This window comes from Leifsonia sp. SIMBA_070 (assembly GCF_046534635.1).
Taxonomy (GTDB): domain Bacteria; phylum Actinomycetota; class Actinomycetes; order Actinomycetales; family Microbacteriaceae; genus Leifsonia.
Genome location: NZ_JAWRYK010001095.1, coordinates 1 through 228, shown reverse-complemented (window position 1 = coordinate 228; position 228 = coordinate 1). Strand labels below are relative to the sequence as shown.

Genomic DNA, 228 nt, shown 5'->3' with positions numbered 1-228 from the left:
GGTCATGACCACAAAGGCGTAGGTGGCGTCCAGCAGTGCCACCAGGCCCTGTCCGATCACATAGTTGCCGACGCTGCTGGTGATTTCCTCGGACAGCGCCTCGACGCGGCGGCGCCGGCTGCGCGGGGCAAGCCGGTAGGCCCACATCTTCATGGACGGCAGCGATGCGAGGAAATAGAGCGTCAGGACCAGGATGATCAGGGCACCGAAGAGGCCGTTGGCTATCAC

The 228-nt window shown here is 64.0% G+C and carries 1 protein-coding gene; it reads right to left on the bottom strand.

The features are described from left to right. On the bottom strand, positions 1-228 hold a 228-nt coding region (locus SB754_RS23520), incomplete at both ends, for an AI-2E family transporter (RefSeq protein ID WP_410784641.1).